Annotated in this window: 16 protein-coding genes; 7 read left to right on the top strand and 9 right to left on the bottom strand. The window is 72.5% G+C overall.

The window, feature by feature from the left end; genetic code table 11:
• Nucleotides 1–33 precede the first annotated feature (33 nt).
• Genes CIB93_RS17475 through ppk2 form a run of 3 tightly spaced genes read left to right on the top strand, consistent with a single transcriptional unit; the run spans nt 34 to nt 2,758 of the window.
• Nucleotides 34–708 carry a TetR/AcrR family transcriptional regulator gene (locus CIB93_RS17475; RefSeq protein WP_096627889.1) on the top strand — a complete coding sequence of 225 codons (675 nt, stop codon included), beginning with the start codon at nt 34–36 and terminating at the stop codon, nt 706–708.
• Nucleotides 709–762: 54 nt separating this feature from the next.
• Nucleotides 763–1,743: a DMT family transporter gene (locus tag CIB93_RS17470; protein WP_096627818.1), complete on the top strand. Its 981-nt coding sequence runs from the start codon at nt 763–765 to the stop codon at nt 1,741–1,743.
• Nucleotides 1,712–2,758 carry a polyphosphate kinase 2 gene (gene ppk2 / locus CIB93_RS17465; RefSeq protein ID WP_096627817.1) on the top strand — a complete coding sequence of 349 codons (1,047 nt, stop codon included), beginning with the start codon at nt 1,712–1,714 and terminating at the stop codon, nt 2,756–2,758. Before CIB93_RS17470 ends, ppk2 begins: the two co-directional genes overlap by 32 nt.
• Before the next feature lie 21 nt (nt 2,759–2,779).
• Here ppk2 and CIB93_RS17460 read toward each other — a convergent pair whose 3' ends face one another.
• From CIB93_RS17460 to CIB93_RS17430, 7 genes are all read right to left on the bottom strand, one after another.
• Complete coding sequence (locus CIB93_RS17460; protein WP_096627815.1) at nt 2,780–3,868, bottom strand: Zn-dependent alcohol dehydrogenase; 1,089 nt, start codon at nt 3,866–3,868, stop codon at nt 2,780–2,782.
• Nucleotides 3,869–3,910: 42 nt separating this feature from the next.
• Nucleotides 3,911–5,305 carry an aldehyde dehydrogenase family protein gene (locus CIB93_RS17455; protein ID WP_096627813.1) on the bottom strand — a complete coding sequence of 465 codons (1,395 nt, stop codon included), beginning with the start codon at nt 5,303–5,305 and terminating at the stop codon, nt 3,911–3,913.
• Between the two features lie 234 nt (nt 5,306–5,539).
• Nucleotides 5,540–7,036 (bottom strand): CitMHS family transporter, encoded by a 1,497-nt coding sequence (locus tag CIB93_RS17450; RefSeq protein ID WP_096627811.1) that lies wholly within the window; start codon nt 7,034–7,036, stop codon nt 5,540–5,542.
• Between the two features lie 135 nt (nt 7,037–7,171).
• A complete protein-coding gene (locus CIB93_RS17445) occupies nt 7,172–9,382 on the bottom strand; it encodes a molybdopterin-dependent oxidoreductase (RefSeq protein ID WP_096627810.1) in 2,211 nt (736 codons plus the stop codon).
• A 261-nt stretch (nt 9,383–9,643) separates the two neighbouring features.
• The gene (locus tag CIB93_RS17440; RefSeq protein WP_096627808.1) at nt 9,644–10,516 is read right to left on the bottom strand and encodes a class I SAM-dependent methyltransferase; all 873 of its coding nucleotides are present in this window, start codon (nt 10,514–10,516) and stop codon (nt 9,644–9,646) included.
• Between the two features lie 188 nt (nt 10,517–10,704).
• Entirely contained in the window at nt 10,705–11,286 is a 582-nt protein-coding gene (locus tag CIB93_RS17435) for an XRE family transcriptional regulator (RefSeq protein WP_218839786.1), read from the bottom strand.
• 187 nt (nt 11,287–11,473) lie between these two features.
• Nucleotides 11,474–12,094 (bottom strand): TetR/AcrR family transcriptional regulator, encoded by a 621-nt coding sequence (locus CIB93_RS17430; RefSeq protein ID WP_096627888.1) that lies wholly within the window; start codon nt 12,092–12,094, stop codon nt 11,474–11,476.
• A 182-nt stretch (nt 12,095–12,276) separates the two neighbouring features.
• Between CIB93_RS17430 and hmgA the strand changes: the two genes are divergently transcribed.
• From hmgA to CIB93_RS17410, 4 genes are all read left to right on the top strand, one after another.
• Nucleotides 12,277–13,596 carry a homogentisate 1,2-dioxygenase gene (gene hmgA, locus CIB93_RS17425; RefSeq protein WP_096627804.1) on the top strand — a complete coding sequence of 440 codons (1,320 nt, stop codon included), beginning with the start codon at nt 12,277–12,279 and terminating at the stop codon, nt 13,594–13,596.
• A gap of 76 nt (nt 13,597–13,672) precedes the next feature.
• Nucleotides 13,673–14,479, top strand: a complete 807-nt coding sequence (locus CIB93_RS17420) for a GntR family transcriptional regulator (RefSeq protein ID WP_096627886.1) — start codon at nt 13,673–13,675, stop codon at nt 14,477–14,479.
• A gap of 70 nt (nt 14,480–14,549) precedes the next feature.
• Entirely contained in the window at nt 14,550–15,878 is a 1,329-nt protein-coding gene (locus CIB93_RS17415; RefSeq protein WP_096627802.1) for a type ISP restriction/modification enzyme, read from the top strand.
• A 70-nt stretch (nt 15,879–15,948) separates the two neighbouring features.
• A complete protein-coding gene (locus tag CIB93_RS17410) occupies nt 15,949–17,145 on the top strand; it encodes a CaiB/BaiF CoA-transferase family protein (protein ID WP_096627801.1) in 1,197 nt (398 codons plus the stop codon).
• Nucleotides 17,146–17,192: 47 nt separating this feature from the next.
• On the opposite strand, the gene CIB93_RS17405 is transcribed toward CIB93_RS17410, so the two are convergent.
• Both CIB93_RS17405 and CIB93_RS17400 read right to left on the bottom strand, forming a co-directional pair.
• Nucleotides 17,193–17,456, bottom strand: a complete 264-nt coding sequence (locus CIB93_RS17405; protein WP_096627799.1) for a hypothetical protein — start codon at nt 17,454–17,456, stop codon at nt 17,193–17,195.
• Between the two features lie 263 nt (nt 17,457–17,719).
• Nucleotides 17,720–18,523 carry an SGNH/GDSL hydrolase family protein gene (locus tag CIB93_RS17400; RefSeq protein ID WP_096627797.1) on the bottom strand — a complete coding sequence of 268 codons (804 nt, stop codon included), beginning with the start codon at nt 18,521–18,523 and terminating at the stop codon, nt 17,720–17,722.
• Between the last annotated feature and the right edge of the window lie 180 nt (nt 18,524–18,703).

The raw sequence follows: 18,703 nt of genomic DNA, 5'->3' as shown, positions 1-18,703 counted from the left end.
AGTTTCTGGCTCGGGGGCCCTACTATGGGCCGCATGGCCCGACCGCGCAAGCCCCTCCTCAGCAGAGACCGCATCGTCGGGGCGGCGAGCGCGCTCGTGGACGCCGAGGGGCTCGACGCCGTCTCCACCCGTCGTCTTGCGGCGGTCCTGGGCGTCAGCGGGCCCTCGCTCTACAACCACTTCCGCAACAAGGACGAGATCCTCGACGCGGTCGCCGACGCCGTCTCCGTACAGGTCGACCTGTCGATGTTCGAGGAGTCGGACCCGCGCGACTGGCGTGCGGCCCTGCACGACTGGGCGCTGTCCTACCGGGCCGCCCTCGCCGCGCATCCGCACATCGTGCCCGTGCTCGCCCGGGGCCCCGGGCGCCGTCCGGCGGGGCTGCGGGTCGCCGACGCGGTGTTCGGGGCGATGGTGGGGGCGGGGTGGCCGCCCGCGCAGGCGACCCGGATCGGGGCGCTGATGCGGTACTTCATCACCGGGTCCGCGCTGGGGTCCTTCGCCGGGGGGTTCGTCGACGACGAGAGTGCCTACGACCCGGCCGACTACCCGCACCTGGGCCAGGCGCACCTGTTGGCCGACCGCCGGCGGCAGGTGGACGACGGGGCGTTCGAGGTGGGGCTGCGGGCGTTGCTGGACGGGCTGGCGCTCCAGTACGAGGAGTACGCACGGCCTGCGGCGCCGTCGCCCGGCCGCTTTGACGATTGACGGTCCTCGACAATCGAGTGGGTGCCGAAGCGTCCCGACCCTACGGTCGTGGCCATGACGACGCCCCCGACACTCCTTCCGGTCCCCGTACCGGCCCGCCAGTGGCGCACCCCGGCCGCCGCCTGCACCACCGTCGTGCTGTGGGCCTCCGCCTTCGTCTCGATCCGCAGTGCGGGCGAGGCGTACTCCCCCGGTGCCCTGGCCCTCGGGCGGCTGCTGGCGGGGACGCTGGTGCTCGGGGCGATCCTGCTCGTACGACGGGAGGGGCTGCCCGGCAAGGGTGCCTGGCCGGGGATCGTCACCTCGGGGCTGCTGTGGTTCGGGCTGTACATGGTGGTCCTGAACTGGGGCGAGCGGGAGGTGGACGCGGGCACGGCGGCGATGCTGGTGAACATCGGGCCGATCCTGATCGCCCTGCTGGGCGCCCGGATGCTCGGCGAGGGGCTGCCGCGCCGACTGCTGGCGGGGATGGGCGTCTCGTTCGCGGGCGCGGTCGTGGTCGGCCTCGCGATGTCCGGACACGGCGGCTCCTCCGTGCTGGGCGTGGCGCTGTGCCTGCTGGCCGCGCTGGCGTACGCGGCGGGCGCGGTGAGCCAGAAGCCGGCCCTGGCGCACGGCTCCTCGCTCCAGGTCAACACCTTCGGCTGCCTGATCGGGGCCGTCGCCTGCCTGCCGTTCACCGGGGCGCTGGTCTCCGAGGCGGCCGACGCGCCGCTGTCCGCCACGCTGAACATGGTCTACCTGGGCGTCTTCCCGACCGCGCTGGCCTTCACGACCTGGGGCTACGCGATGGCCCGGACCACCGCGGGCCGGATGGGCGCGACCACGTACGCGGTTCCGGCGCTGGTCGTGGGGATGGCGTGGGTGCTGCTGGACGAGGTGCCGACCTCGCTCGGCATCGTCGGCGGGGCGCTCTGCCTGGCCGGGGTGGCGGTCTCCCGGAGCCGTCAGCAGACTGGCTCCACACGCGGAAATCCGGCCCGGCCGGTGGAGGGATCCCGTCATGACCCGGAGCGCCAAGCGGAACGGACGTAGCGGAACCAAGGGAAAGGCCGGACGAGGCGGCGGCAGCGCCCCGGAGGCGGACCGGCGGGCGGCGGAGGCGGACCGGCGGGCGGCCCGCTACGGCGGGTCGCTTCTGGACGGGTTCGCGGTGGCCGACAGCGGTGACGACGATCCGGTCCTGGTGACCCCGGAGGGACATGCGCGTGACGCCTGGCGGGAGGACTACCCGTACGACCGCAAGCTGCGCCGCCGCGACTACGACCGGGCCAAGCGGGCGCTCCAGATCGAACTGCTGAAGCTCCAGCACTGGGTGAAGGAGCGCGACGAGCGGCTGGTGATCCTCTTCGAGGGGCGGGACGCGGCGGGCAAGGGCGGCACGATCAGACGGTTCACCGAGCACCTCAATCCGCGCGGTGCGCGGGTGGTGGCGCTGGAGAAACCGACCGAGCGCGAACGCACCCAGTGGTACTTCCAGCGCTATGCGGCGCATCTGCCGAGCGCCGGGGAGATCGTCCTGTTCGACCGGTCCTGGTACAACCGGGCGGGCGTGGAGCGGGTGATGGGGTTCTGCACGACCCACGAGTACCTGGAGTTCATGCACCAGGCGCCGGGCTTCGAGCGGATGCTCGCCCGGGACGGCGTCCGCCTGGTGAAGTTCTGGTTCTCCGTCTCCCGCAACGAGCAGCGCAACCGGTTCATGATCCGGCAGATCGACCCGGTACGGCGGTGGAAGCTGAGCCCCGTCGATCTGGCGTCGCTGGACAAGTGGGACGAGTACACCGAGGCCAAGGAGCTGATGCTCTTCCACACCGACACCGCCGACGCGCCCTGGACGGTGGTGAAGAGCAACGACAAGAAGCGGGCCCGGCTGGAGGCGATGCGGCATGTGCTGGACCGCTTCGACTACCCGGGCAAGGACCCGGAGGCGGTCGGGGTGCCGGACCCGCTGATCGTGGGCCCGGCCTCCCGGCTGTTCGAGGAGGGCGAGATGGACGCCCGGCTGCTGGGGCCGGTGACATCGACGTCCCGGACGACGGACTACTGACCCTCTCCCCGGTGTCCTGGGTCATGAATTCCGGAAGACCACCAGGGCTCGGCCGCCCTTGCCCGCGACCATGTTGTCGAAGGCGGCGGGAATGCCGTCCAGGGCGATGCGCTCGGTGACCATCATCGACAGGTCGAAGCGGCCCGCGCGGATGTGGTCGGCGAGGGCGGGCAGATCGCGGGCCGGGTCGCTGTTGCCGTACACGCAGCCCGTCAGGGAGCGGCCCCAGTGGAAGATCTCCAGGGCGTTGAAGGTGACCTCCTGGTCCTTGCCGCCGATGCCGACGACCGTGGTACGCCCGCCGCGCCGGGTGGACTCCCAGGCGGCGCGGATGGTCGCGGGCCGCCCGACGCACTCCACGGCGACGTCCGCGCCCTGGCCTCCGGTCAGTTTGCGGACCTCGCGCGCGGTGGTGGCGGAGGCGATGGCGTAGTCGGTGGCTCCGGCCTGCCGGGCGAGCTCCTCCTTGGCCGGGGAGACGTCGACCGCGATGATCCGGGAGGCGCCCGCGATCCGGGCGGCCTGGAGCACGGCGAGGCCGACGCCGCCGATCCCGAACACGACGACGCTCTCGCCCTCACGGACCCGGGCGCTGTGGTGGATCGCCCCGTAGCCGGTGAGGACCGCGCAGCCGAGGAGCGCGGCGTCGGTGAGAGGGACGCCGTCGGGGGCGGGGAGCACGCAGTTCGCGGCGACGACGGTCTCCTCGGCGAAGGCCGCGACGTTGAGCCCCGGGTGGAGCTCCGTGCCGTCCGCCGTACGGGCATGGAGGTTGGCGGTCCCCTTGAGGGCGTCGGCGCAGAGCCACACCTCGCCGATCCCGCAGTGGAAGCAGGCCCCGCAGGAAGGCGCCCAGTTGAGGACGACGCCGTCGCCCGGGGCGACATGGGTGACACCCTCGCCGACCGCCAGGACGGTTCCCGCGCCCTCGTGGCCGAGGACGGCGGGCACCGGGACGCGCATGGTGCCGTTGGACAGGGACAGGTCGGAGTGGCAGACCCCGGCGGCGGCGAGCGCGACGCGCACCTGGCCGGGGCCGGGCTCCGGCAGGACGATGTCGGTGATCTCCAGCGGAGCTCCGACGGCGGGCAGTACGGCGGCGCGGACCACGAACAGACTCCTGGATGAGGGACTTATGGGACGGTTGCGGGTTCAGAACTGGAGCGACTTCGTCTGGAGATACTCCGCCAGACCGTGCGCCCCCAGCTCGCGCCCCACCCCCGACTGCTTGTAACCGCCGAACGGGGCCAGCGGGTTGAACCGCCCGCCGTTGATGTCGACCTGCCCGGTGTCCATCCGGCGGGCGAAGGCCACCGCCTCCTCGTCGTCCTTGGCCCACACGGCGCCCGCCAGCCCGTAGACGGTGTCGTTGGCGATCCGCAGGGCATCGTCCACGTCCTCGTAGCGGAGGATCGAGACGACCGGGCCGAAGATCTCCTCCTGGGCGATGGTCATGTCCGGGGTGACGTCGGCGAAGACGGTGGGGCTGACGTAGTAGCCGCTCTCCAGAGGGGCTTCCGGGCCGCCCGCGACCAGCCGGGCGCCTTCCGCGACGCCCCTCTCGATGTAGCCGCGCACCCGGGCCTGCTGCTTGGCGTTGACGAGCGGGCCGACCCGCTCCCCGGCGACGTACTTGGTGACGGCGTTCGCCGCGAGCTCCACGGCCTCGTCGTACCGCTCGGCGTCCACGAGCATCCGGGTCCAGGCGCTGCACGTCTGGCCGGAGTTGGTCATCACGTTGGCGATGCCGACGTTGACGGCCTTGGCGAGGTCCGCGCCGGGGAGGATGACGTTGGCGGACTTGCCGCCCAGTTCGAGGGCGACGCGCTTGACGGCGGCCCCGGCGGTGGCCCCGATCTGCTTGCCGACGGCGGTGGAGCCGGTGAAGGAGACCAGGTCGACGTCCTCGTGCGCGGCGAGCGCCTGGCCCGCGACCGGTCCGAGGCCGGTGACGAGGTTGAAGACGCCGGGCGGCAGACCTGCGGCCTCGGTGGCCTCGGCGAAGAGCTGGGCGGTGAGCGGGGTGTCCTCGGCGGGCTTGAGGACGATCGTGCAGCCCGCGGCGAGGGCGGGGGCGACCTTGGCGACGATCTGGTGGAGCGGGTAGTTCCACGGGGTGATCGCGCCGACGACGCCGACCGGCTCCAGGAGCACGGTGGAGTTGCCGATCCGCTCCTCGAAGGTGTGGCGCGCGGCCAGTTCGGCGTACGAGGAGGCGACCAGCACCGGGACGCCCGCGTGGACCATCTGCGAGAGCGGCAGCGGCGAGCCCAGCTCGGCGGTGATCGTCTCGGCCAGCTCGTCCTTGCGGGCGGCCAGCGCGTCGGCGAGCGCGGTGAGCCGGGCCGCGCGCTCGGCGGGCGGGGTGGCGGCCCAGGCGGGGAGAGCGGCCCGCGCGGCCCGTACCGCCGCGTCGACGTCCTCGGCCGTGCCCGCCGGCACGTGGGCGATGACCTGCTCGTCGGCCGGGTTCACGACCGCGATCGTGTCCCGGCCGACGGCGGGCCGCCACGCGCCGTCGATGTACATCTGGTCATGGGCCTTCATGGCTGTTTCCTCCCGGACGTGCTGTGCGGAGCGCCGAAGCCGTGCGGCGGGCGCGGGGCCCTGCCACACCCGCCCAAACTAGCGCCGTTAGTTTTTCGGCGCCAGGGAGCCTCCGGAGACACCGGTCACGCCGGTCATGCCGGAGTGCGCGCCGGGCGCGGGCGCCTTCCGGCGGCGGCCCTCCGGCGGGTGCCGTCCGGCGAGTGCCGTCCGGCGAGTGCCGTCCAGATGGTGCTAGATGGTGCCGAAGAGGATGCCCGCCCCGAGCACGACGAGGGAGGTGAGCACGGCCCACTTGACGGTGAACCGGGTGTGGTCGCCGAACTCGACCTTCGCCATGCCGACGAGGACGTACACGGCGGGTACCAGCGGCGAGGACATGTGCAGCGCCTGGCCCGCCAGGGAGGCGCGGGCGATCTCCAGCGGGGAGACCCCGTGGGCGGCCCCGGCCTCGGCGAGGACCGGGACGACGCCGAAGTAGAAGCCGTCGTTGGACATGAAGTACGTGAGCGGCAGGCTGAGCAGGCCGGTGACGATGGCCATGTGCGGGCCCATCGCGTCGGGGACGGCGCTCACGACCCAGTCGGCCATGTGCTCGACCATGCCCGTACCGGTGAGGACACCGGTGAAGACGGCGGCGGCGAAGACCATGCCGGATACGTTCAGGACGTTGTCGGCATGGGCGGCGATCCGGGCCCGCTGGTCCGGCATGCGGGGGAAGTTGACGGTGAGGGCGAGGGCCGCGCCGAGCAGGAAGAGCACCGGGATCGGCAGCAGCTCCATGATCATCGCGGCCAGCAGGGCGACGGTGAGGCCGGCGTTGAACCAGTAGAGCTTCGGGCGGAGCGTGGACCGGTTCGGGTCCAGGCCCTTGAACTCCTCCTCGTCGTCGCCTTCGTCCTCGTCGGGGTCCGCGTCCGTGAACCCCGAGGCGGTGCCAGAGGAGTCGGAGCCCGAGGCGGCGCCTGAGGAATCCGGGCCCGCGGCGGTCCCCGAGGAATCCGGGTCCGAGGCGGCCGGGCCCTTGCGGAGACGGTCCTCGCCGCCCGTGCCGACGGCTCCGACCGCCACGGTCTCCGGCTCCGCCTCCCGCACGAGCTCCTCGTCCAGTGTGAGCAAGCCCAGGCGCCCGCGCTCGCGGCGGCCGAGCACGTACGCCAGCAGGAACACCGCGAGCAGTCCGACGGCGAGCGCCGGGATCATGGGCACGAAGATCTCGGAGGCGTCCAGTTCGAGGGCGGTCGCGGCGCGGGCGGTGGGTCCGCCCCAGGGAAGGGTGTTCATGACGCCGTTCGCGGTGGCCGCCACGCCGGTCATCACGACGAGGCTCATCTTGAGGCGTTTGTAGAGCGGATACATCGCCGAGACGGTGATCATGAAGGTGGTGGAGCCGTCGCCGTCCAAGGAGACGATCGCGGCGAGCACCGCCGTACCGACGACGATCCGCAGCGGGTCGGCCTTGCAGAAGCGGAGGATGCCCCGGACGATCGGGTCGAACAGGCCGACGTCGATCATCACACCGAAGTAGATGATGGCGAACATCAGCATGGCGGCGGTCGGCGCGAGGTTGCCGACGCCGTCGATGACGTAGTCGCCGAGCTGCGCTCCCTGCCCGACGGCGACACAGAACAGTGCGGGGATCAGTACCAGCGCCGCGATCGGCGACATCTTCTTCGTCATGATCAGGACCAGGAAGGTCGCGATCATGACGAAGCCGAGGATTGTCAGCATGGGGGATACCTAACGTTCATCCTTGAACTCCCACCGGTCTCGGCGGTCCGGACGACGTTAGGGGTCCTCTCGTAGCGTTAACAAGATGTCGACGCGTGAGCAATACGAGCAAAACCCCAGGTCAAAGCGCTGCCGCTAGGGCAAGGGGGTGACGGATACCGGAATGGCGTTCAGCACGGCCGTACCGGACAGCGGGTCCAGAAAAGTGCCGTCGAGCAGCTGGTTCACGTTCGCCCCGGGGTGGGCGGCGGCCACCGACATACGGGTCCCGGGGCGGCTGTGGCCCCAGCCGTGCGGGAGGCTCACCACTCCGCTGCGTACGGTTTCCGTGATCTCGGCGGGGGCCTCGACCGCGCCGCCGGAGGACTCGATCCGTACGGTGGCCCCGTCCACGAGCCCCAGGCGGGCCGCGTCGTCGGGGTGGACCTGGAGGGTGCAGACGTTGGTACCGCCGCTCAGCGAGCCGACGTTGTGCATCCAGCTGTTGTTGGAGCGCAGATGGCGGCGGCCGACGAGGACGAGCGGGGCGGGCCGCTCCCCCAGCGCCCGGCGCAGGCGCGGCAGATCGGCGGCGATCGGGGCGGGGAGCAGTTCGATGCGGCCGGAGCGGGTGCGCAGGATTTCCGGGAGCCGGGGCCGCAGCGGGCCGAGGTCGATGCCGTGGGGGTGGGCGAGGAGCTGCTCCAGCGTCAGACCGTACGGGCCGAGGCGCAGCATGAGGTCGAGGCGCCGTTCGGGCCCGCTCTCGCCGGTGAGTTCTGCGGCCAGTTCCTTCGGGGCCCCGGCCCGGGTGAGCGCGGTGTCGATGGCCAGGTCGTCCACGGCGGAGGGCGGGGCTCCGTGCTTCCCGCTCACCGCGAGGATCAGCCGGGCGAGGACCTCGCTCTCGTCCATCCGTCCGTCCTCCAGGAGGACGGGGGCGCGGGTGTAACGGACCTGGTTGTGCACGGCGAAGGAGTTGAACGCGAAGTCGAAGTGGGCGCTCTGCGAAGGCGGCGGCGGGGGCAGGACGACGTCGGCGCGGCGGGAGGTCTCGTTGAGGTACGGGTCGACGCTGACCATGAAGTCGAGCCGGTCGGCGAGGGCCGCGTCCAGGCGGTCGCCGTCGGGTGCGGAGAGTACGGGGTTGGCGGCGAGGACGAGCAGGGCACGGATGCGGCCCTCGCCCGGGGTCTCGATCTCCTCGGCCAGGGCGGCGATGGGCAGTTCGCCCTTGGCCTCGGGATGCCCGGAGACCCGGCTCACCCAGCGCCCGAGGGTGAAGCCCTTGCCGGGGGCGGCCGCACGTGACCCGGGGGCGGCTTCGCGCGGGGCGCGCGCGGTCGCGGTCGCGGAGAGCGGGAAGAGCGCGCCGCCGGGGCGGTCCAGGTTGCCGGTGAGGATGTTGAGAACGTCCACGAGCCAGCTGGCGAGGGTGCCGTGCTCGACGGTGCAGCTGCCGATCCGCCCGTAGACGGCGGCAGTCGGGGCGGCGGCCAGTTCACGGGCGAGCGCGGTGGTGGTGGCCGCATCCACGTCACAGGCGGCGGCGACCGCCTCCGGGGTGAAGTCGGCCAGGGAGGAGGCCAGTTCGTTGAGCCCTTCCAGGTGCTCGGCGAGCGGTCCGGGGGCGGCGAGCTTCTCGGCGATGAGGGTGTGCGCGATCGCCGCCAGCAGCAGGGCGTCCGCGCCGGGCCGGATCGCGATGTGCCGGTCGGCGAGGCGGGCTGTGCGGGTGCGGCGCGGGTCGATGACGGTGAGGGTGCCGCCGCGGCGGCGCAGCGCCCTGAGCCGGCCGGGGAAGTCGGGGGCGGTGCAGAGACTGCCGTTGGACTCCAGCGGGTTGGCGCCGATCAGGAGAAGGTGGTCGGTGCGGTCGAGATCCGGTACGGGGATGGCGTGCGCGTCACCGAAGAGGAGGCCGCTGGAGACGTGCTTGGGCATCTGGTCCAGGGTGCTCGCGGTGAACACGTTGCGGGTGCGCAGGGCCCCGAGCAGCAGGGGCGGGTAGAGGGCGCCCGCCATCGTGTGCACGTTGGGATTGCCGAGGACCACGCCGACGGACTGCTGCCCGTGGGCCTCGGCCAGGGCCGGTACGCGCTCGGCGATCAGGTCGAACGCCTCGCTCCAGGAAGCGTCGTGGAACTCCCCGTCCGCACCGCGCACGAGCGGGACGCGCAGCCGTTCGGGGTCGGCGTCCAGGCCTCCGAAGGACGCGCCCTTGGGGCAGATGAAGCCCCTGCTGAAGATGTCGTCGCGGTCGCCGCGCGCACCGGTCACGGTGGCCCCCTCGATGGTGAGGGTGAGGCCGCAGGTGGCCTCGCAGAGGGGACAGATACGCGGTGCGGTGCGGGAGTCGTGGGACATGGGCCCTCCCCGGGGCGGCTGCGGCGACGGCACGCGGACATGGGCCGGGCGGGGGTGGGAGCCCCGGCGGGACCGAGCATACCGACCGGTACGCACGGCGGGGAGGCGTCGTACGGCACGGATCGACGACGGCGCGGACCGGGGGGCGACAGCGACGGGAGCACACACCGAGACGACGTCGGCCGGGGTGACGTGGACCGGGGCGGCACCGACCGGGGGCGGCACCGGCCGGGCACGATCTCCTCGCACCCCCGCCCGGGGTCAGGCGCGGCGAGCGGCCCAGACGGTGCGCTCGGTGCGTACCGTCAGGTCGTCGCGGCGCAGGATGCCTCGCGGGTCAGCCGTGTCGAGGAGCTGGTCGAGCGCGGTGAGGTCCTCGGGGGACAGTTCGTCGGCGACGGCGCCGCGGATGCGGCTCAGGACGCCGAGGGCGTAACGACCGATCGCTTCGCCGCGGTCGCCCTCGATGTTCACGGTGATGGTGCGTTCGTCCTCGACGGTGAAGCCGGCGGTGGACAGCATCGGGCCCCAGTCGGCGCCGCGGTGGGGCAGGTGTTCGGCTTGGCGGCGGTCGGCTGCGGCATGGACGCGGTCTTCCAGGCCGGGGCTGCCCTGGGGAGCGTTCTCGGGCAGGAATCGTGGGTGGCCGGCCAGTTCGACGACGGCGAACAGGCCGCCGGGGGCGAGCGTGTCGCGGACGGTGCGCAGTGCGCGCTCGGGGTGGGTCATGTGGTGCATCGAGGCCGATGCCCAGATCAGGTCGGGTGAGCCGAGGTCGGGCCAGGCGGCGGCGTCGAGGTCGGCCTGCACGGTGCGCACCCGTTCCTCGACCCCGCGGGCACACGCCTTGGCGCGCAGGCGCCGGAGGTGTTCGGCGGACATGTCGACAGCGGTGACGTACGCGTCGGGGAAGCGGTCGAGGAGGGCGAAGGTGCCCGCGCCCGTGCCGCAGCCCAGGTCCACGACGTGGTGGGGGCCGTTCCGCAGGGGTAGCGATGCGGTGATGGAGGCGGTGTGCTCGGCGAGGACTTCGGCGTCCAGGTCGAGGATCTCCGCCTGCCCAGCGCTGTCCCGCTCGTGGTGGTGGCCGGGCGAAGCGCCGTGGTGGTGGGTATGCGGGTGTGTTTGGCTCATGCTCTTCACCCTAGAACCGCTATGCGCCAGGGGCGAAACATCTTGCCGCTTTCGCAAGCCGATGGCGGCGGATGCTGCCTGACGCGCAAAACAGGAAGCGCGGCGCGGGACAAGGAGCACGGCGCAGGACAAGAGGTGACCGCCCCGGAGGCCGCCACGCGGGCTCGCGCCGTCACTCGGGAGCGCCGTCACTCGGGAGCGTCGTCGCCGTCGTCACGCTGGTGGCCACGGCGGGCATCCCGGTCGAAGAGGCCCAGGATCTCGCAGGGCCCGCCCTCGGCGCCGATCGCGTGCGGCATCATCGTGGGGAACTCGGCGGCCTGGTTGGTCTCGACGCGGAAGCGGCGCCGGCCGAGCATGAGGATCGCGGTGCCGGACAGCACGACGAGCCATTCGCGCCCCGGATGGGCGCGCATGCGGGCGGGATTGTCGGGCGGGGGGTCGGTCAGGCGCTGGCGCACCACGCTCATGCCGGGGTCGGCCTTCAGGGTCCAGCGCATCCGGCCGTGAACGCTGTCGATCGTCGGGCTGGTGATGACGTCGTCGGTGGCGGTCTCCACGAGCTGGTCCAGCGTGGTGTCCAGGGCGCGGGCGAGGGTGACCAGCTGGTCGAGGGCGAGGCGCCGCCGGCCGTTCTCGATGCGGCTCAGCGACGACTGGCTGAGGTGGGCACGGGTGGCCAGTTCCTCCAGCGACAAGCCCTGCGCGACCCGGAGCGCGCGGATACGTCTGCGTACGAGGCTGTCCAGCTCACCACTCTCTTGCGTCATGAGCAACATCTTATGCCCTGAATGCAAGACAGGGTCGGCTTCGTGTTCAGGTGGTCCGCGCCGGCCAGGCAGACCGCCGAGGCCCTCGCGGCCCGCCGACCGCACGCCCGCCGCCCGCACGCGAGCCCGCACGCCCGCGCGCTCAGCTCAGTCAGTCAGTCAGTCAGTCAGTCAGTCAGTCAGTCAGTCAGTCCAGCGTCTGCGCGAGGTACGCCCTGACGAGCGTCCGGGTCTCGGCGACGATGGCCACGTCGCCGGGCGGGTCCGTACGGAAGGCGAGCTGGAGCAGGGCGTCGGCCGCTTCGACGCTGACCAGGATCGCCCGGGACAGACCCTCGTCGGGCCGGCGGCCGAGATGCCCGGCGAGCAGCCCGGCGAGCCGGTCCGCCAGGCGCCGGTTGGCGTCGTCCGACGCGTCCTCGGCCGGGAACGGCGGCCCGAAGTCGACCAGGGCGAACCCGGGAACGGTCCGCTTCATCGCCAGGTACTCGTCCAGCACCGCGTCGATGGCCGCGCGCCAGTCGTCGGCGGGGAGGGCGGCGAGCCGGGCGGCGATGCGCTCGGCGTAACTGTCCAGGTTGCGCAGCGCGAGGGCGTCGACAAGGGCGCGCTTGTTGGAGAAGAACCGGTAGACGGAGCCGATCGGCACTTCGGCGCGCTCGGCGACAGCACGCGTGGTGAGCTGCTCGTAGCCGGTCTCGTCCAGGAGCGCGGCGCAGGCGTCGAGTATCCGGGCCAGGCGGTCGGCGCTGCGCTGCTGCACGGGAGCGCGGCGGAGGTTCGGGTTCGCATGGGGCACGGGCTCCATGATGCCGTGGCCCCCGCGCCCGCCGAACAGCGGCGGCACCCCTCCGGGGAAGCCGGTACCCACCACGAACGGCCCGCCACGTGCCGTATGCCGTTGACGTCCCCCCACTCCTATTCCTACGGTAGAGCATAGGATTCGTTGTCCGGCGGATCCGAGGGCTTCTTGGGCACCAGGAGTGCGGGATGAGCGCGATCGAGCAGGCGAGGAAGACGGCCGAGGGGCTGACGTACTCCTCCGGATTCGGCAATGAGCACAGCTCGGAGGCGGTCCCCGGGGCGTTGCCGCACGGCCGTAACTCCCCCCAGCGCGCCCCGCTCGGGCTGTACGCGGAGCAGCTGAGCGGCTCCGCCTTCACCGAGCCGCGCGCCCACAACCTCCGTTCCTGGCTCTACCGAGTCCGCCCCTCCGCCGCGCACCCGGCCTTCACCCGGATCGACAACGGCGGGCTGCGCTCGGCGCCCTTCACCGAGTCGGCGCCCGACCCGAACCGGCTCCGCTGGAACCCCCTGCCCGACCCCGCGCCCGGCACGGACTTCCTCAGCGGGCTCTGGACGCTGGGCGGCAACGGGGACGCCACTCAGCGCAGCGGGATGGCGATCCACCTCTACCACGCCAACTCCTCCATGACGGACCGGGTGTTCGGCGACTCCGACGGCGAGCTGCTGATCGTGCCCGAACGCGGCGGGCTGCTGCTGCGCACCGAACTGGGCCTGCTGCGCGCCGAACCGGGCCACATCGCGCTGATCCCGCGCGGCGTCCGCTTCCGGGTGGAGCTGCTGGAGGAGACCGCGCGCGGTTACGTCTGCGAGAACTACGGCCGCCCGTTCGCGCTGCCCGACCTCGGCCCGATCGGCGCCAACGGCCTGGCGAACGCCCGGGATTTCCTCTCCCCCGTCGCCGCGTACGAGGACGACGACCGCCCGGTGGAGGTGGTGAACAAGTTCTGCGGGAACCTCTGGTCGGCAACGTACGACCACTCGCCGCTCGATGTCGTCGCCTGGCACGGCAACTACACCCCGTACGTCTACGACCTGCGCCGATTCAACGTGATCGGCACGATCAGCTACGACCACCCCGACCCGTCGATCTTCACGGTCCTGACCTCGCCGTCCGACACCCCGGGGCTCGCCGGGGTGGACTTCGTCGTCTTCGCCCCGCGCTGGCTGGTCGGCGAGGACACCTTCCGGCCGCCGTACTTCCACCGGAACGTGATGAGCGAGTACATGGGCCTGATCGAGGGGGCGTACGACGCGAAGGCCGACGGCTTCGTCCCCGGCGGTGGCTCCCTGCACAACATGATGTCGGCCCACGGCCCGGACCGGGAGACCTTCGACCGGGCGAGCGCGGCGGAGCTGAAGCCGCAGAAGATCGACGACGGTCTGGCCTTCATGTTCGAGACCCGCTGGCCGGTCACGGCGACCGCCCAGGCGGCCACCGCCGACCACCTGCAACGCGGCTACGACGACGTGTGGCAGGGTCTGAGCCGCAACTTCCGGCCGTAGGCGGCACCCGCCGGCCGTAGTCGGCACCGGAAGAGCACGCACGGGCGGTACAGGACGGGACGTGACGGGGACGGACATGACCGAGAGCCATGAGCAGGCCGGGGCGGACAGCGGCGTGGACCAGCCACACCACCCGCCCGCCTTCGCCCCCGACTCCCTCGTACTGAACCGGAAGCTGCCGCTCTGGTATCAGGTCTCGCAGTCGCTGCGGGCCTCGATACTGGGCCGCCCGCAGGACGCCTCCGCCCGGCTGCCCACCGAGGAGCAGCTCGCCGCGCACTACGGCGTCAGCGTGCTCACGATGCGCCAGGCACTGAAGGAGCTGGAGACCGAAGGGCTGATCAGCCGGCACCGGCGGCGCGGCACGTTCATCGAGCCGCGCGCCCGCCGGGTCTCGCCGGTGCGGCTGCTGGGCTCGGTCGACGCGATCGTCGCCCAGCAGTCCGGGGAGGCGACGACGGTTCTCGGCCACGGGGCGGTACCGGTGCCGGGCGATCTCGCGGAGTTCTTCCCGGACTGCGGCGAGGTGGTCAGCTACCGGCGGCTGCGCCGCGACGGCGAGAGCGACGAGCCGACCAACTGGGCGGAGAACGCGGTACGTCCCGACGTCGCCGCCCGGATCGACGTCACCGACCTGGAACGCTGGCCGATGACCAAGGTCCTGCGCGATGCCGTCGGGGTGAAGATCTCCCGGATCACCGACACGGTGGAGGCCCGCCTCGCCGACCCGGTCACCGCCGAACTGCTCCGGGTCCCGCTGCTCAGCCCGATCCTGCACTACACGGGCGTGACGTACGACGAGGAGGGGCGCGTCGTCGACGTGGCCCGCATCCGCTACCGGGGCGACCGCTTCTCGTTCTCCGTGACGGTGGAGGCGCACTGACCCGATCCCGCGTGCCCGCCCCCGCCGCTACGATGCGCGAGGGTCACTGCGGACAGGGGAGGACGGCTCGGTGGCAGCGCGCAGGACGGCGGCGGCCGGATCCGGCGGGGACACGGAGTCCTCACCGCCGGACGCTCCCTCACCGCAGGAAGGCTCCTCACCGCAGGACGCCTCCTCGCCGCTCGACGGGTTCGTACCGCTGGACGAGCTGATGCCGTGGTCGGTGCGTCCGCTGAGGACCGGCCGCTCCTGGATCGGCGGCCCCGACCCCGCCGCGCTCCGGGCCCGCTGGGAGCGGCTGGCCGCCGCCGAGGGCGCCGAGCAGGAGCGGCTGTTCGGCCCCACCCGTACCCGTACGCCGCACACATCGGTCGCCGCACTGCCCGGGCAGTCCACCGGGACGGGCCGCTTCGCCCGAGAGCCGGGCGACTGCCCCGGTCCCGTACGGATCCTGCACGGACCGTTCGACGAACAGTGGCTGCTCCCGGACCACCGGCTGATCGACGCGGCCCGCCCGGAGCTGTGGCGGGTCGCCGACGGGCAGCAGCTCTTCGCGGTCGAACACGGTTATGTGCCCCGGTCCGCCGGGCCCCTCCCCCTGTCCGTGAGCCGTCTCCTCCCCGACGGCCACTCCCCCGCCGGGCGGCCGGGCCGGATCAGGCCGCTGTACCGGCGGCCCGGCGCCACCGAACCCAATCTGGCACCGGGCCTGCTGGATGTGGTGCGCGCCCGGCTGGGGCCGGAGATCACCCCCGAAGCCGTACTGGCCTGGGCCCTGGCCGCCGCCCGGCCCTCGCCTTCCGGCTGCCGGGTCCCGCTGCCCGCCGACGCCGAGGTGTGGGCACAAGGAGTGGAGCTGGGCCGGGAACTGACGCGCATCCAGCTGCGCGGGGCCCGGGGCGGGGAACGCCCCCGGTTGCCGGGCGGGCGCAGGCCCTATGTACGGGCGGCGCTCCCGGCCCGGCCGACGGAGATCGCGTACGACGCGGAGGCCGAGGTCCTGATCGTCGGCGATGGCCGGATCTCGCCGGTGGCGGCGGGGGCCTGGGAGTTCAGGGTGAGCGGCGTACGGGTGCTGGAGCTCTGGTTCACCCGCCGGGCGGCGGCAGCGGCGGGTGCGGCGGCCGAGGGCGCGGAGGGGCTGGCGGCGGTCGGTGCGCGTGGGTGGACCCGGGAGTGGACCTCGGAGCTGCTGGAGCTCGTCTCCGTACTGACGCTCCTGGACGGGCTGCGCCCCCGGCGGGAGGCCTTGCGGTCCCGGCTGGAGGGGGTGCCGCTGATCTCCCGGGACGAGCTGCGGGCGGCCGGGGTGCTGCCGGTCCCGGCCTCAGCACGGCGCCCCGCCTCGGTCCTGGGGCACCAGGAGGAAGGGCCGGAGGGACAGTTCGCGCTGCTGTGAGGGCGCAGGACCCTGGTACGAGGGGGGCCGGGGGTGGCGGAAGGGCCGGTCGGCAGGGTAAGCACGGGCCATGAACACTCAGCCCCTCCCCCTCGAAGGCCTCACCGTGGTCGCCGTCGAGCAGGCCGTCGCCGCCCCCTTCGCCACCCGGCAGCTCGCCGACCTCGGAGCCAGGGTCATCAAGGTGGAGCGTCCGGACGGCGGCGACTTCGCGCGCGGCTACGACACGGCGGCACGCGGTCTCGCCTCGCACTTCGTCTGGTGCAACCGGGGCAAGGAGTCCCTGGCCGTCGACCTGAAGGACCCGCGCGGACTGGCTGTGGTGCGTGAACTGATCGCCGGGGCCGATGTGTTCGTGCAGAATCTGGCGCAGGGGGCGGCGGCCCGGCTCGGCCTCGACGCCGCGGCCCTCTGCACCGAACACCCGCGTCTGGTGGCGGTCGACATCTCCGGTTACGGGGCGGGCGGACCGTACGCCCACAAGCGGGCCTACGACATGCTCGTGCAGTGCGAGGCGGGCCTGGTCTCGGTGACCGGGACCGCCGGGCAGCCGGTGAAGGCGGGCGTTCCGGCGGCGGACATCGCGGCGGCCATGTACGCGTTCTCGGGGGTGCTGGCGGCGCTGCTGCGGCGGGCGGGCACCGGGCGGGGCGGGCCGGTGGAAGTGTCCATGCTGGACGCGCTGGCCGAGTGGATGGGTCATCCGCTGCACCAGGGGATGCACGGCTCGACACCCCCGGAGCGCACCGGGCTCGCGCACTCGGTGATCGCCCCGTACGACGCCTACGCCACGGCGGACGGCGAGCAGGTGCTGCTCTCCGTGCAGAACGACCGGGAGTGGCGGCGGCTGACGGAACAGGTGCTCGGGCGGCCCGAGCTGGCCGAGGACCCGGACTTCGCGACGAACGCGGCACGCACCGCCCACCGTGAACGGACCGATGAGGCGGTGGCCGGGGCGCTGGCGAAGCTTACGGGGCGGGAGGCGCTGGCCGGGCTGGAGGCGGCGGGCATCGCCTGTGCCCGGCTGAACACGGTGGCCGACGTGGCGGCGCATCCGCAGCTGGCGGCGCGGGACCGGTGGCGGGAGGTGGGGTCGCCGGTGGGGCCGTTGCGGGCGCTGCTGCCGCCGATCACGCTGCCGGGGAGCGAGGAGGCGCGGATGGGGTCCGTACCGGCGCTGGGTGAACACACCGATGTGCTGCTGCGTGCCCTGGGGATGACGGACGAACAGACATCGGCGCTGCGCCGGGACGGAGTGATCGCCTGAGCCGACCCGAGCGGTGGGCCGGTCCGGAGGGCGATGACGCGCGTGGGTCAGCGGCGGCTGCCGAAGAGCGAACGCCGCAGTCGCCGCAGCGGCGCGAAGAGCGAGACGCGCGCGCTCCTGCTCCTGCGGGTGTGCGAGACGTCACGCGAGGTCAGCTCGCGCATCAGCAGCGTCGCTTCCGCCGACTCGCGCTGCGGGACGACGGGGCCGCCGAGCACCGCCAGATGGCGGTCGAGGCGCGTACTGGTCGCACCGCTTCCGCAGGTAATGGCAGGTACACGCGCCCTGCTCCGCATCGTTATCTGTTCCATGTCACTCCCCACCCGTACAAGGGCACCCGGTCCGGGCAGGTTAACCCTATCGTCCCTCAGTGACACCCGTGTATCCCGGCCACAGGATTGCGCACACACGTACGGAGGTTGACAGGCCGTTACCGAATGCGCGCGATTCCAGGGCGACTTGGGGCAGTTCGGCGGGTTTGCCCCTTGGGTTGCCCGCCGCTCGACCGTGGAGCGGGAGGCCTCGATCGGCGAGGACTCCCGCGTGGGGGACGGTGGGTGGCGGAACTCGTGTGTCAGAGAGCGGACTTGAGGACCGGGAGATAGCCGCCCGACTGTCCGGCGGCGGTGGGGTGGTATGACTCACCGATGTTGAGCCAGTTCACGCTGTGCAGCCAGGAGTTGCCCGAGCAGATCTCGTGTCCGGTGAAGGTGGGGCGGACATCGCCGAAGGTGAAGCCGTGGTCCGCCGCGCGCTTGGCGGTGGCCGTGTTGAGGTGGTCGGACGCGCCGTTGATGGCCGCGCGCTCCTTCTCGCTCAGACCGGCGATGCAGCTGCCGCCGAGCCGGTAGAAGCGGGGGTAGCCGAGGACGACGACCTGGGCCGAGGGGGCCTTGGCGCGGATCGCCGCGTACACGGAGTCGAGCCGGCCGGGCAGGGTCGAGTCGACGTAGGCGCGGGCGGTGGCGATCCGGTTGAGACAGGCCGCCTCGGACTGCAGGACACAGGTCGTCATGACGTCCGCGAAGCCCGCGTCGTTGCCGCCGACGGAGATCGACACGAGGTCGGTCGAGGCGTTCAGCGGTCCGAGCTGCCCGCTCGTGACGTCGTTGGTCCGGGCACCCGAGCAGGCGGTGAAGTGGAACGAGGCGGGGGAGTTGGCGGCTGCCCAGAGGGCGGGGTAGGCGCGGGAGCTGCGCTTGCAGCTGGAGCCGTCGTAAGCGCCGGCTCCGACGCCGGAGGAGTACGAGTCGCCGAGCGCGACGTAGTCGACGGCCTTGACGGACGCGTCGGCGTGCGCGATCCCCGCACCGGTCAGGGCGAGAACTGCACCGAGCAGGAGAGAGGACGAGAACGCCACGAGTCTGGACATTTTCATGGGACCTCCTTGAGCAGGGGGTATCTGCCTACTCCGTAGTAGCAGCACCCCGACCACACTGGAAGTGTCCATGCCAAAAATAGATCCGGAGTGCTTCCGTCCGCCCCCGCGAGTTCACCCGGTGCGCCCTCGGGCCCCGGTGAGCTCCCGTCAGTTCCCGCCGCGCTTCCTGGGGAAACC

This window comes from Streptomyces sp. WZ.A104, from assembly GCF_002382885.1.
Classification (GTDB): domain Bacteria; phylum Actinomycetota; class Actinomycetes; order Streptomycetales; family Streptomycetaceae; genus Streptomyces.
Note: the sequence above shows the minus strand (reverse complement) of the source record. Positions and strands in the feature narration are given on the sequence as shown.

What these genes read in the sequence shown, in the direction of transcription:
- CIB93_RS17475 (WP_096627889.1), top strand. Translation starts at nt 34, where the DNA reads ATGGCCCGACCGCGCAAGCCCCTCCTCAGCAGAGACCGCATCGTCGGG.
- CIB93_RS17470 (WP_096627818.1), top strand. Translation starts at nt 763, where the DNA reads ATGACGACGCCCCCGACACTCCTTCCGGTCCCCGTACCGGCCCGCCAG.
- ppk2 (WP_096627817.1), top strand. Translation starts at nt 1,712, where the DNA reads ATGACCCGGAGCGCCAAGCGGAACGGACGTAGCGGAACCAAGGGAAAG.
- CIB93_RS17455 (WP_096627813.1), bottom strand. Translation starts at nt 5,305, where the DNA reads ATGAAGGCCCATGACCAGATGTACATCGACGGCGCGTGGCGGCCCGCC.
- CIB93_RS17450 (WP_096627811.1), bottom strand. Translation starts at nt 7,036, where the DNA reads ATGCTGACAATCCTCGGCTTCGTCATGATCGCGACCTTCCTGGTCCTG.
- CIB93_RS17445 (WP_096627810.1), bottom strand. Translation starts at nt 9,382, where the DNA reads ATGTCCCACGACTCCCGCACCGCACCGCGTATCTGTCCCCTCTGCGAG.
- CIB93_RS17440 (WP_096627808.1), bottom strand. Translation starts at nt 10,516, where the DNA reads ATGAGCCAAACACACCCGCATACCCACCACCACGGCGCTTCGCCCGGC.
- CIB93_RS17435 (WP_218839786.1), bottom strand. Translation starts at nt 11,286, where the DNA reads ATGACGCAAGAGAGTGGTGAGCTGGACAGCCTCGTACGCAGACGTATC.
- CIB93_RS17430 (WP_096627888.1), bottom strand. Translation starts at nt 12,094, where the DNA reads ATGGAGCCCGTGCCCCATGCGAACCCGAACCTCCGCCGCGCTCCCGTG.
- hmgA (WP_096627804.1), top strand. Translation starts at nt 12,277, where the DNA reads ATGAGCGCGATCGAGCAGGCGAGGAAGACGGCCGAGGGGCTGACGTAC.
- CIB93_RS17420 (WP_096627886.1), top strand. Translation starts at nt 13,673, where the DNA reads ATGACCGAGAGCCATGAGCAGGCCGGGGCGGACAGCGGCGTGGACCAG.
- CIB93_RS17410 (WP_096627801.1), top strand. Translation starts at nt 15,949, where the DNA reads ATGAACACTCAGCCCCTCCCCCTCGAAGGCCTCACCGTGGTCGCCGTC.
- CIB93_RS17405 (WP_096627799.1), bottom strand. Translation starts at nt 17,456, where the DNA reads ATGGAACAGATAACGATGCGGAGCAGGGCGCGTGTACCTGCCATTACC.
- CIB93_RS17400 (WP_096627797.1), bottom strand. Translation starts at nt 18,523, where the DNA reads ATGAAAATGTCCAGACTCGTGGCGTTCTCGTCCTCTCTCCTGCTCGGT.